The following is a 12,520-nucleotide window of genomic DNA, read 5'->3' as shown; positions in this document are numbered from 1 at the left end:
CGCCAAAGGATTATTTGGCTCGCAACCGCTCTCTTCTAGGCGCGTTCAATATCAAGGCAAGGGAAACCTCTGATCATGGACTATCCGGAAATTTGTAGGGAAGCTTTTGCTTTGGTCGACGATATCGGCAACGGAGCTTTCAACAATGAGTTCAGTGAACGTGGGACACTTGCCACGACTGTTGAAGTCGCCATGCCCGTCCTTGCGATCTTTCGTCAGTTGAACCCCGATGACCCGAGCTCGATTGCTGATGCGCAGTCTCGGCTTCTCAAGATCGCCTTGGGAGAGCAGGGAGTGTTCTCGCGCTATCCTGCACTGGCCGCTTTTGCGCTTGGTGAAAGCATAGTCGTTCAGTAGCTACCAGCGAGGATGCAAGGCGGTAAAGCGAGGCAAACCTTTGCCTCGCTTGTTCGTTGCAGACGAAGCAAAACAGATCGCTAGCCAGCCTGATCGCTACCCTTTCCCTCCCGGATACGACGCAATAGCTCTTTGTCCGTTGGGTCGGCACCGTTCATAATTGCCTCCACCTGAAGGAGGTGCTGCGAGGCACGCCTCAAGTCCCGTGGAATGAGCGCTTCAGTTCTTGTTCGGGCTCTGTCCACAACAACCTCGTGCCCTTCGTGAATAGCCCACCCGAAGAACCCTCTCTCGAAACGTTCTTTCGTTTGGTCGTCTAGGTGAAGTTTTTGAGCTGGTTCACCCTCTCGTATCCGGAGAACCTGAAAGCCTCGATGAAACCCGCCCCGCCAGTTCTCTTGTCGTTGGCTGGCTCTCTGCGACCTCTTTGGCATCGGGGTCAGCGCGACCCTCACGTAGACATCCGGGTCGTCGATATTGATCAGTGCCAACGCCAGATCAAGCGGCTCGCCAAGTGTACTGTGCGTCCAAATGTTGTGATCGAGGAGGTAGCTATCGCCTTCATGCGCCCAGTATTCGCCGTCAGGAATCCAGAACATGGGCCGATCATCGAGAAGGTCAGGCGTCGCAAACCCAATCGGTTCCCAAACCTGCGTGAGTGGCTGGGACAGCCTGAACCGGATGCTCCCATGTTCCACGAATTGTTTCTGGCCGAGATGGGGGGCCACTGCCGATAACAGGCGCAACGCCACATCTAGATCGGTGACCGACGGCGTATCGCCTTCATCAAGAAGGACCCGCACCCCTTGAGAAGCATGGCTTTCGTCGGGCGTACGCCCATAGAACTCCGGAATAGAAAGCACGCAATCGAAGGGGCCAACAACGATCCGAAGCGCACTGCAAGCATTCTGCGCCAAGGTGGGGTACAATTCGATGGAGTTCAGGTTTTGGATTGCGTTGAAGACGAGTTGCGCGGCGATCGGTTCCAGGTCGGATGCATATGCTTCGGCGATGCCAATGGCGTCCCCACGATTCAAGATCAGTTTTGCGTAGATGGATGCCTCGCTGTACCCATTCCCTTCCACGACGCTGAGTTCTAATCCAATGATCGGATCGCCTGCGTGCCGCATCGTAAATAGCGGGCGGGCTTCTTCGACCAGATAGGCGAGGTCAACTCCATTCCCTGTGTTCTTCACTTCGGCCAAGCGCGCGGGGAATTCTTTTGCGCTTCGATTGATTGCGGGGATGAAACTGGTGTTCTGCCCCGTCTGTGGGTGGGCTCGCTTGGTTTGTTTCGCTTTCAGCGCCCCCCAGTTTGAGCCTGGGGAGATTGCGGCGGCAAGATCGTTCAAAAGTGTCAGCTTGGTAGGGCGATTTTCGCCGGTCCATCTTTCCAGAATTCGGTCGACGCCTTTTGACAGGTCTTCGAGCTTGATCGGGAAGGTCTCGGCTGACTGCACATCAGTGTTCAGGTTCATTTTGCTCATTCCTCTGGCGTGCCTCCGAAACCAATTCAAGCCGTGGGCCCTATAGCAGGAGTCGGAAAGCGCGCAGCTGATTGAGCAAACCGATGAATATCCAGAAGCTCGGCAAACCAGGATCCAATGGGCCCGGATCAGGTTCGCTGGGTTGGTTTCCACCTGCTGCGCCGACCTGTACTTTACAGCGCGCCAGCCCCAAGTGAGCTTCTCGAGCTTACATCGTGGACGTTCGGCAAGCAACTACCTGTGGGCCCCTCTCGATGATCTTGGCCCCTCCTGCCCTTTGGACAGGACCGCGCCCTACTCGGTCGGCTGCACGCAGCCGCCCTCCCCGAGCTGAAACGCCGCCTCTCCCTGCGACGTGCCGCTGGGCGGGCAGTCTCCTCCGGAGCCAGCCCGCCCAGCCGTCGCATGGTCGTGACAACGCTTCATCTCGGCCATTCCGGTTTCGGTCGCTGGGGCGGACGCGTGACATCAGGGATCTCTTGCCTCGCGTCTCGGCCGGTGTTTTTCCATGCTTTGCCGGACATGCTGTGCCGCCCCGTCATCCTGGGTCGCAAACGATGGTCGACGACCGCACGATCGCATTGGCCGCAGCTGGCATAAAGCCGGCGATGGTCGTGATGCGCGGATCGCAAGTTATGGGGCTGCCGTAGAGGGACCGTTCGAAATCCGGGTGAGCCGAGCACGGTGTCGAGGCTTCGACGGTCTGCCTGCTGCTCTTCCAGACAACACGCATCACGGTGCCACGGAAACCAGCCGTCGCGGCACGCGAGCCAGGGTCAGGCAAAGCTCTGACACGTCCGGGTCCGGATCGGGGCAAGAAGACAGAGAAGACACCGCCCCCCGCAGCATCTCTGTTTCCAGTTCACCCAGTTTCCTTCACGGCCACAGCACGTCTCCCTTTGTCTGAGTTGCATGACATGCTGGTCGCAGCTGTCGTCCCGTCCACAAAGGTTGTCGCCGATCTTTTTCCCCTGACCCACCAAAGAACAGGGGTGGGTCATTCCTCGCGAGACAAAAAGACCGGCGCCTGCCCCTCTCCGCTGCGCTTCGCCTTCGGTGTGGCCGGGCCTTGGCCAGCTGCAAGGTGACCATCATTGCAACGCAAACAAGGAGAAGAGCAATGACCACGAACTGCATCAAATTCACCAGCGCCGACATCGAAACCGCCAAGGGCGTCGGCTCCATCTCGACCCTGACTTTTGATCTCGACATCACGGTCGAACCCGTCGCGAGCGCGAACCCGATGGCGCCCACGCACCGCGTCCTCGGCCGCTCCCCGCGCGGCAAACTGGTCGAGTGCGGCGGCATCTGGAAGAGGCAGAACAAGGAGACCGGCGCCGACTACTACACGCTGACCATCCGCGACCACGGCTTCAACGCCAACCTCGGCAAGGCCGCGAACCAGGACGATCTGTCCATGCAGGCCGTCATCCCCTGGGGGCCCAAAGACGCCGCCTAAGCCAACGGCCAGACCGCTTCGGCGGTCTGGCTTTTTCTCGTTCTGAGGAATGGCAGCAGTTCGGGTCTGAAACCCGAGTCCGAAGGATGCCGCATATTTAGGACGCAGTTGGTCAGTCTGGATAGGTCGCAGATGCTGCCACGATCTTTCTGCTCCGCGACAGCGCGGATCGCGCGAACCCGAGTCGGAACCCAGTGTCTGCAGGGAGAGCTGGCAGCCCGCTGAACGAAGTAAGCGCACCCCTTCTCTCATTCGAGCAACCCGCGTCTGGGTCGTGTTGGCGAAGCTGCCAGGGGCGCCGAACTCACCCTGTGCCGCGAGGGTGTAAACCGCAGATCAACGTCATGCATCCCGGGGCAACGTCTCACACCAGTATCACCGCCGCGCGCCTTTCCGTCGACCTGTTGGCCTTTCAGATCGCTAGCCCGGGGTCGAGCGGTCGGCAACGCCGGGGACAGGTTTCTGGACGGCTGGCGCCTTGAGCGCTGCGGGGCATCGCTCACAACAAACCTGCCCCCGGCGTGCTCCATTTCATTCCGCCCCGTGCCGGGTGCAGCCCGCTCTCATGCCCCCGGTCTTTTCCACGATCCGTCCAACGACGATCAACGGAAAGGATCACACCATGACACTCGAACAATCCATCGACCTCGCCGAACTGCAAGCCGACATGGCCTTCGAGGACTACCTCGCCGCCTTCGACGAAGACGCCCATCCCGAGACCCTCGACAGCCTCGAGACCGAGGCGCTGATCGCCCGCAGCCGCTACGACAACCTGCGCTCTCAGGGACTGGGTCACTGACCCAGGCACCCCTGCGGGTCTTCGAATCCGCAGGGGTCTGACGCCGTCTCGCAGAAGCTTCGTGACGCCCTCAGAGGGTGTAACCCGTGCTATTTCGCGCGGGCCGTATTCGTGTTTCTGGCGCCCGATCCATAACCTGCTCGGGTGCTCGGATAGCCTGACGTCGCGTGCGTCTTGAACATAAGTTTCGGAAGACTTTTCGACCTGGTTGTCCCGCATCGATGAGGGCGGGTCCCGCTCCATGTCGTGCCGCGACGCAGGGTCTTGATGGAGTCCAATGCCAGCAAAAAGACACAACATGCAAAACGTAATATTGCGCAATGTGATGTATTGAAGTATAAGCGAAGGAGAGAAGAGAGACGTTGGCAGGATATGCCCAATGTTTGCACATTTTGTCCGAGGGGTCTGACCCGTGCCGAGGCCAGCGAAAAACCTGAAGCTTGAAGAGCGCATCGAAGTCGCGCGGCGCTTTGCGGCGGGCGAAAGCGCGAAGGACCTGGCGGTGGCGTTCGGCATCTCTCCGCGCCACGTGAACCGGCTCGCGAAAGAGGAGGCGGGCGAGGGGATTGCGGTGCGCGATCCAAGTGAGACGGTGGCGTTCCGGGCAAGCCGCTCCGAGCTGGACGCCTTCGATGCGGAGTGGCGCGAACGGGGCTATGCAAGCCGGTCGCAGGCGCTCAATGCGGTGCTGCGCGGGCGGTGCGGTTTCCTCGATGTGCCGCGTGATCTGGTCTCGGAATTCTGCGCCGCATGGCGTCAGGCGAAGGATGTGAGCGACGCCGGATTGGTGCTCGCCAAGGCGGTCCATCGCGGTCGGCTGGAGGTCTCGGAGCCGGACCGCGCGGTGCTGATCGAGTTGCTCGATCTGGCGCAATCGATGAGCCGTGAATTGGGCCGGATGAAGGATGCGGCGCAGGCGCTGCGTCGTCAGGAGTGGCCACAAAAGGAAGAAGGGCAGGGGGTGGAGAGCGCCGTTCTGGAGGATGGCCCGCGCGCGATCGGGAGCGGTCTGAGGCTGGTGCGCAATGGCTGATCCGCTCGCCCTCTACACCTCGGTCATGGGGCGGCTCTGGGAGGATGAGCGCATCCGGGGTCAGGCCGAGGCGCGGATCGACGCGCGGCTGGCAGGCCGTCGGCAGGGGCGGAGTTTCGCGCACGTTGGTTCCCTGTCGGCGCGCAACGCGCTGAAGGTGGCGTCGGGTCAGAGCCGGGCGGCGGTCTTCAAACGGATCCGGGCGGGGGGCTGCAAGACGCGGGCCTCGCTCGGGGCGCAGATCTCCTACATCAACGACAAAGCGGTCTACACCTATTCGACGATGACCAACGCGCTGACCGATGCGGCGGTGCTCAGCGAGGCGCAGAAAGAGGACATCATCGAGGATTGGGCCGGAACCTGGCGCGGCTCGACCAAGCTCGGGTTCACCTCGCACATGCTGCTCTCGTTCCCGACCGACGTGACGGTCGACCAGGTGCGCGACATCGCGATGGACTGGACGGAGCATTTCTTCGAGAGCGGCGAATATGGCGATCAGTGGGACTATGTTCTCGCGGTCCATGACGACCGGGCGCACAAGCACGCGCACATCATCCTGAACAATCGCGGCGTCGAGAAGGGCACCTGGTTTTCCTGTTGGGCCGAGGGCGTGATGTCGCCGCAGCTCATGCGCGAGAAGCAGGCTGAGATCGCGGAACGCTATGGCGTCATGCTTGATGCCACCACCCGGCTTGAGCGCGGCATCTTCGAGAAGCCCGCCGGAATCGAGGAAATCTACCGAGCGAAGGAAGAGGCGAGGCTGCCGCGCGAGATCGCCCTGACGGCCCAGGAATCCGCCATCGCGCAGGCGCAGGTGGTGGGCTTCGCCAAGGACTACAAGAACCTCGCCGACCTGCTGGACCGCATGGACCAGCGCCACATGGCCCGCGCCGTACGCGGCTTGGCGGACGGGCTTGGCTCGGGCACGCCGTGGAACTTCACCGAAGGAGAGATAGACATGAAGGACATCAAGACCGTCGGTGATGCGATCGACTACTCCGAGCGCACGATCGAGGCGCTGCGGCTCAAGGCCGAGGAGCTGGATCCGGCCGAGCGTGCCGTCTTCGAGGCGAAGGCCGCGCCGATCATCGCGGACCTTTCGCAGATGGTACCGGACCCGGAATTGCGCGCGCGGTTTGGCAAGCAGCTCGAAGAACCTTATCCACCGGGGGCGGGCAGCGAGGTGCTGATCGCCGCGCTGCAGTCCGGCAATGACGAGGGGCTGCGCGATGTGCTCGAGAGCGCAGAGGAGGCCGGAATGGACAGCGAGGAGCTGGTGGCCCGGATCGCGGCGGGTGGCACGCGGAACTACGGCATGGCACAGGACTGGGTCGAGCGGGACATGAACGCGGTGCTGTCGAAGGACGGTCTCAGCGTTGAGACCGCGAGTGACGACCAACTCGATGCCGCGCTCGAGAAGGTCGACGGCGTGATGGACGCGCTGATGGAACGCGCCAAGGAAATGGGTGTCGAGATCGGCCGGACCCTCGCGGACGAGGAACAGGATATCCTGCCGCTGATCGATGAAGACGACCGGACGCCAAATCCCTACCTGCAGGACCTCGCCGACATGTTGCGCGATGGCAAGCTCACCGAGGAGCAGGAAGACACGGTCGAGCGGACCCTGCAATCCGAGCTCTTCAAGGAACTGGGTGAGGAAGGTTTGGCCGAGCTTCGCCGTGGCAACTACGAGGTGCTGGACGCGGTCCTGCCGAGCAAGCTCGACCAGATCACGGTCACGCAGGAGTTCCTCGAGATGACCTTCGAGGAGACCGGCGACAAGGTCTTCACCGACCGCGCCGCCGGGTTGCAGCAGGACAAGGCGACCGAAGTGGCGCGGCTGCGCGGCCAGCAGGAGGCGCAGGAGTTGGGGCGTGATCTCAGTCGGGACCGCGGTCTCGACGACGAGATGGAATTCTGAGGCGGATGACCACCATGACCAAGACACTTCCCCTCTGGGCAGCACTTCTCTTCGGTGTGATCTGCGGAGCCTTCATCGGCACGATCATCGCCGCCTTCTACCTGACCCTGGCCCTGAAAACCGGGTTTCAGAGCTTCGACATGCTGGCGCTCTGGAAGGCCAGCGCCGGCACGCGCGCGGCGCATCCCGAGGCCTTCAAGGTGGGATTTGGTGCCGTCGGCTTCGGGGCCATCGGCCTCGGTGCTTTGGCGCTGGCCTGGACTTGGAAGAAAGAGCGGGACGACTACGGCTCGGCTCACTGGCAGACCAAGCCGGAACTGAAGAAGAACGACATGCTGCAGGCCCCGGGCAAGGGTTTCGTCTGTGGTAAGCTTGGTGCGCCGACCTCCAAGGCCGAGTTCATTTCCTCGACCACCATCCCCCATGTGATGATGGTCGCGCCCACCCGCGCAGGTAAGGGTGTGGGTTTCGTGATCCCGAACCTCCTGAGCTTCGCGGGCTCGGTCGTGGTGCTGGACGTCAAAGGCGAGAATTTTGAAAAGACCGCGCGGCTCCGGGCGCTCAACGGCGACGAGGTCTATCGCTTCAGCCCCTTTGATTGGGCCAATGCCACGCATCGCTACAATCCGCTTGCCCGGATCGCCAAGGCCCGGACATTCGCGCAGCGCTTCACTGAGGTCTCGATCCTGGCCGACCTCTTCCTCGATAAGGACAACAAGCAACTCGACACCTTCTCCGAGGCCGGCAAGTCGATCTTCGTCGCGGCCTGTCTGCTGGCGATCCAGCGTGGCACGCCGAACCTTGGCGAGGTGAACAAGATCGTCGCGGGCGGCGAGTACAAGAACGCGCAATACAAGACCTATGCAGACGAGGCCGAGGAAGACATCCTGCGCGAGCTCTGGACCAATGCGGCCTCTGCCTCATCGCGGCTGCTGACCTCGAACATCCAGGCGCTGATGACCGCCGGTCTCAAGCAATGGGACAACCCGGCGGTGCGCTCGGCCACGCAAGCCAGCGACTTTGATTTCTCGACCTTCCGGAAGCAACCGCAGTCGCTCTATATCGCGGTCTCTGAGGATCACATCGCAACCCTCGCGCCACTTCTGCGCCTGATGTTCGCCGACCTCATTGCCTCGATCCGACTGAACGAGCCGGGCCCGGATGAGCCCTGGCCGGTCATGATGATGATCGACGAGTTCCAGCAGATGGGGGCCATGCCCTATCTCGAGCGCGCGATCCATTCGCTGGCGAGCTACGGCGGCCGGGTTGCGATGATCGCGCAGTCACTGGCCTCGCTTGACCGGATCTACGGGCCCGAGGGCCGCGAAAGCCTCGAGAACGGGGCAGGGCTGAAGCTCTACATCACGCCACGTGATCAGCGGACGGTGAAGGAGGTCTCCGCCGCCGTTGGCAGCACCACCCGCGAGGCAGTGACCCGGATGTATGGCCGCAACAAGGGCTTCCTTGGCGCAACCTCGACATCAGCGCGGCTGGAAGAGCGACCGCTGCTTTCTGAGACCGAAGCGCGCCTGATGGACCCCGACGAGGTCATCATCCTCGCCTCGCCCCAGCATCCGATCAAGGCGAGCCGGATCAAGTATTACGATGATCCCTTCTTCAAGGAGATGCTGGCACGACAGGAGGGCAAGCCCTTCCCCTATCCGCCGAGCGTGCAGGGTGTGGGGCCTTGGGGTAGCGACGGTGGTGACGAGGACGGCTCAGACGAGCAGGCGAAACCAGCCGAACGCGCGCCCCGGGATCGATCACAGCGCCGCGAAGCACGCGCAATGAGCGTGAGGACGATGGAGGCTGGGCGCGGGCAGCCCGAGCCCGAGACGCTCGAGCGGGAAGCGGCGATGCCGAAGGAATGGGAGGCGGCCCTCGATCGACAGGAGGATTTCATCGAGGAGTTGTTGGGTGGGTGATGCCAGGATTTGAAACGATGTGTCGGTACCCAAACTCAAGAGCTGATGCCATTATCGCCCAACGCCTGCCGTTACGCAGTGTTGTCGACCAAGGGCGAGCAACATCAGTCGCTCTTCTTGTCGGTTTCCTCTGCGGCTTCGACGCGCGTGCGAAGCAAATGCATCAATTCGATGCATTTTTTGAGGATCTCGCGGTCGATACTGACTGCCGTCGATTCGTTCTGTTCCAGCCAAGCTTTCATCTTGGCAGCCATCTTGGGTGCCAATGGGACGCGGTTCGCAACCACCTTGCTATACTGTCCCTGCGAAACGCCCATTTGATGAGCGACTTCAGCCTGACTCATTCGAGCGGATTGCCGCACATTTTCCACTTCTGCTATCAGGTCGCTCATTGTCGTCGGGGATTATTCAGGATATATGCATTTTATGCATTCTAGCGCTCACTCGTCAATTCAGACCGTCTATGCAAGGTCGGAGGCAGGCTACGTCGGTCGTAACTTGCCCTCGGCAGATCAACGTCTGGACATAAATGGCTTGGTTTGGGGGTTCGCTGAGGAAATCGGTTCACCCGCATACTGGGCTGCGCAAGCCTGGATGTGGCAAGTTGAGGCGCCGGCGCACTACAAGCTCGGTCGGAGCCTTGAGGAGGAGCTGATTGCTTGCCTGCTCGGAGGTTACGGCATTCCTGCAGAAGTTGGGCTAGCTGCATATGAACGTCTGCGAGCGGTGAACGCCGAAAGCCCATGTCGGCTTTTGGATGAGGAATTCGTCCTTGAGCTACTTGCCGACCCATTGGACCTGAACGGGAGGCTTGTTCGCTACCGTTTCGCAAAACAGAAATCGGCCTATCTTGCAGGGTCGATGCGCGCGCTGCGAAGTTTGGACCGAGAGGCCCCTGATAGAGAGCTGCGAGATGCGTTGACAGCGCTGCCGGGAGTGGGGCCAAAGACAGCTTCCTGGATTGTCCGAAATTGGCGTGACAGCGATTGTGTTTCGATTTTGGACATCCACATACTGCGCGCGGGCAGAATACTGCAGATATTTCCTGAAGGGAAATCTGTCGAACGCCACTATCTTGAGCTGGAAGCGGCATTCCTCGATTTCGCGGAAGCGATCTCTGTCAAGGCTTCCATCTTGGATTCTGTCATGTGGATGAACATGCGTCAGATTCCTGCCGCAATCCTGCGAAGACTGGCCGACCCTTCGGCCGAAGTTTTCTCGCCGAAGGCCGAGCCAGTTCAACTAAGCTTGGCGCTGTAAATTCCATAATCCGTTGATTAAGCACTTTTCTTAAGGTGTGTTCCCCCCTAGGTTGAGGCGGTTCGCGGTGCTTTGGATTTAGGAGGACTAACATGTCAGGTGGTGGTGGAGGGCGTGACGATTACACGCCGCCGAAGATCCCCAATCGACCAGGTGCCGGAGGGGGTGGTGGCGCCGGAGGCGGCGGAGCCGATCCTTGCGCCATTTTTCAGCAAGCGCCCCTGAACAGTCCCCGACCAGCCGTTGTTTCGACCCTTGCTGTTGGAGACGTGTTGGACGTTGTTTTGAACTTAGGTGGTCCGCGTCCCATATTGGAAGTTCACGCGCCTGCCGGTATTGCTGGCGCGTTGACCCATACCGGTCACATGCAAATTGTGGACTGCATTCAAAACGGACACCAATACGTCGCTGAAGTTGCAAGCCGGTCCGGCGCCGCAATTACACTACAGGTCCGGCCTGCATGATTACAATTGCAGGTGGCGTATATCGTGAAAGCTGCATCGAGCCGCATTGGGACGACATATTTGGGTCAGCGGGCCGAGCAGCCGTCGCCTTAGCTGATACAGGCGAGACAATTTCCCTTCATACAGTTCGCGCCAAATCACTGTCAGCGGGAATTGAAAATCTGTCTGCAGCCTTCGGGATAGATGCAACCGGTCCGGAGGTCGAAGAAGGGGTCGAGTTTGAATATATGCACTCGCTCGGTACGCCTAGGATTACGCCTCGACCCGACGCTATTCCTCAGTACCCCCCTTTTGAGGTGGTAGGAGACGTCGTGCTTCGTTTTGGCATGCTTGAGGGGAGTGCCCGAGTTGCCGGGGGCCGGGTTGTCTACGATCCGCAATCGGCATTCGATCCTCGGCCATACCACGAGAATGGTTCCAGCGCTGAGACTCTGGCCGTCATCTTGAACAGGCTTGAAGGCCGCCGCCTTTCTGGGCGGACTGAACCCTCCGAGATCGTTGAACACATCCTTGATGAATGGAAGGCTGACGTTGTTGTCCTGAAAATGGGAGGACACGGAGCGATGGTCCACGTTCGGGGTGAGGCCCCTGTGCCAGTACCATCATACCGAAGCGAGAATGTCTGGAAGATTGGGTCGGGAGATGTGTTCTCTGCAGCTTTTGCCTATTATTGGGGTAAGCTTGAGAAACCAGCTGCGGAGGCCGCGGATCTCGCGTCCAGAGCGACGTCCTATTACTGTGGTACGCGTTCTCTCCCACTGGTGCCTAAAGATACATTGCGCGAAGTGGTCAAAGACGCGGTCGAGCCGAGAGGCGGCAAAGTCTATCTGGCTGCACCGTTCTTCAATTTGGCCGAGCGCTGGATTGTCGAAGAGGTCCGCGAACAGCTCTTGCACATGGAAGTTGAGGTCTTTTCGCCACTTCATGATGTAGGCGTAGGTCCGGGCGATGTGGTCGCGAAACAAGATCTCGCGGGACTTGACGAGTGTTCCGTCGTGCTCGCGATTTTGAATGGAGGCGACGCCGGTACAATTTTTGAGATTGGCTATGCGGTGGCGAAAGGAATTCCGGTCATTGCATTAGCGCAGAATGTGCGGCCAGAAGATCTCAAGATGCCCATGGGCACTGGCTGTCGAGTATACGAAGACTTGGTGACCGCGATTTACCAAACAGTTTGGGCCGAACCATGAGAGCACTTCTCCTGTCCGGAGGCATGGACTCCATTGCCGTCGCCTATTGGCAGCGTCCTGAGATTGCCATCACGATTGACTACGGGCAACGCGCGGCCGAGGCAGAAATTACTGCGGCCAGCCAAGTGGCAAAAGAAATCGGGATGCAGCATGAGATCATTGCGATCGACTGCCGTGCCATTGGTTCCGGTGACATGGCGGGAAACGATGCCCTCGGTGTCGCCCCCGTACCGGAATGGTGGCCATTCCGCAATCAGTTGCTCGTGACCTTCGCCGCTGCTCGGGGAATAGTTCTCGGCGTAACTGAGGTGATGACCGGATCGGTCTCGTCTGATGGCACGCACGCAGACGGGCGTCCTGAGTTCTACGACGCAATGGATAGGGTGACCGCTGTGCAAGAGGGCGGCATCCGCATCTCGGCTCCAGCCCTTACAATGACGACCACCGAACTGGTGCGCCATTCAGGTGTCCCGCGCGAGATTCTGGCATGGGCTCATTCTTGCCACACTGGGAATTTGGCCTGCGGCCAGTGTCGCGGATGCGTGAAACATTATCAGGTGACCAAGGAAATCTACGGTGTCGCCTATTGATGATGAGCCTCGCCCGATACTGCCTCCACAAGCCA

Annotated in this window: 11 protein-coding genes; 9 read left to right on the top strand and 2 right to left on the bottom strand. The window is 60.2% G+C overall.

Features of this window, described 5'->3' with window-relative positions:
- The first annotated feature begins 75 nt into the window (after positions 1-75).
- Positions 76-357 (top strand): hypothetical protein, encoded by a 282-nt coding sequence (locus OE747_RS19575; RefSeq protein WP_088726249.1) that lies wholly within the window; start codon positions 76-78, stop codon positions 355-357.
- 80 nt (positions 358-437) lie between these two features.
- Here the strand turns inward: OE747_RS19575 and OE747_RS19570 are convergent, their stop codons facing one another.
- Positions 438-1,835, bottom strand: a complete 1,398-nt coding sequence (locus tag OE747_RS19570; RefSeq protein ID WP_143597953.1) for a hypothetical protein — start codon at positions 1,833-1,835, stop codon at positions 438-440.
- 1,129 nt (positions 1,836-2,964) lie between these two features.
- Between OE747_RS19570 and OE747_RS19565 the strand changes: the two genes are divergently transcribed.
- The 5 genes from OE747_RS19565 (at position 2,965) to OE747_RS19545 (ending at position 8,981) form a co-directional block, all read left to right on the top strand.
- Positions 2,965-3,303 carry a DUF736 domain-containing protein gene (locus tag OE747_RS19565; protein WP_263830176.1) on the top strand — a complete coding sequence of 113 codons (339 nt, stop codon included), beginning with the start codon at positions 2,965-2,967 and terminating at the stop codon, positions 3,301-3,303.
- 622 nt (positions 3,304-3,925) lie between these two features.
- Positions 3,926-4,102 carry a hypothetical protein gene (locus OE747_RS19560; protein ID WP_168174933.1) on the top strand — a complete coding sequence of 59 codons (177 nt, stop codon included), beginning with the start codon at positions 3,926-3,928 and terminating at the stop codon, positions 4,100-4,102.
- 412 nt (positions 4,103-4,514) lie between these two features.
- A complete protein-coding gene (locus OE747_RS19555; protein WP_088725993.1) occupies positions 4,515-5,135 on the top strand; it encodes a helix-turn-helix domain-containing protein in 621 nt (206 codons plus the stop codon).
- Positions 5,128-7,056, top strand: coding sequence for a relaxase/mobilization nuclease domain-containing protein (locus tag OE747_RS19550; protein ID WP_088725994.1), 1,929 nt, complete (start codon positions 5,128-5,130; stop codon positions 7,054-7,056). Before OE747_RS19555 ends, OE747_RS19550 begins: the two co-directional genes overlap by 8 nt.
- A gap of 14 nt (positions 7,057-7,070) precedes the next feature.
- Complete coding sequence (locus OE747_RS19545) at positions 7,071-8,981, top strand: type IV secretory system conjugative DNA transfer family protein (RefSeq protein WP_088726041.1); 1,911 nt, start codon at positions 7,071-7,073, stop codon at positions 8,979-8,981.
- Positions 8,982-9,085: 104 nt separating this feature from the next.
- Here the strand turns inward: OE747_RS19545 and OE747_RS19540 are convergent, their stop codons facing one another.
- The gene (locus tag OE747_RS19540; protein WP_143597940.1) at positions 9,086-9,373 is read right to left on the bottom strand and encodes a helix-turn-helix domain-containing protein; all 288 of its coding nucleotides are present in this window, start codon (positions 9,371-9,373) and stop codon (positions 9,086-9,088) included.
- A gap of 142 nt (positions 9,374-9,515) precedes the next feature.
- On the opposite strand from OE747_RS19540, the gene OE747_RS19535 reads away from it, so the two are divergent.
- The 3 genes from OE747_RS19535 (at position 9,516) to OE747_RS19525 (ending at position 12,485) form a co-directional block, all read left to right on the top strand.
- The gene (locus OE747_RS19535) at positions 9,516-10,241 is read left to right on the top strand and encodes an 8-oxoguanine DNA glycosylase (RefSeq protein ID WP_263830175.1); all 726 of its coding nucleotides are present in this window, start codon (positions 9,516-9,518) and stop codon (positions 10,239-10,241) included.
- Between the two features lie 460 nt (positions 10,242-10,701).
- Positions 10,702-11,895, top strand: coding sequence for a PfkB family carbohydrate kinase (locus tag OE747_RS19530; protein ID WP_088725997.1), 1,194 nt, complete (start codon positions 10,702-10,704; stop codon positions 11,893-11,895).
- The gene (locus OE747_RS19525; protein WP_088725998.1) at positions 11,892-12,485 is read left to right on the top strand and encodes a 7-cyano-7-deazaguanine synthase; all 594 of its coding nucleotides are present in this window, start codon (positions 11,892-11,894) and stop codon (positions 12,483-12,485) included. Before OE747_RS19530 ends, OE747_RS19525 begins: the two co-directional genes overlap by 4 nt.
- Positions 12,486-12,520 lie beyond the last annotated feature (35 nt).

The sequence above is a fragment of the Ruegeria aquimaris genome, from assembly GCF_025751555.1.
Lineage (GTDB): Bacteria > Pseudomonadota > Alphaproteobacteria > Rhodobacterales > Rhodobacteraceae > Ruegeria_B > Ruegeria_B aquimaris.
Note: the sequence above shows the minus strand (reverse complement) of the source record. Positions and strands in the feature narration are given on the sequence as shown.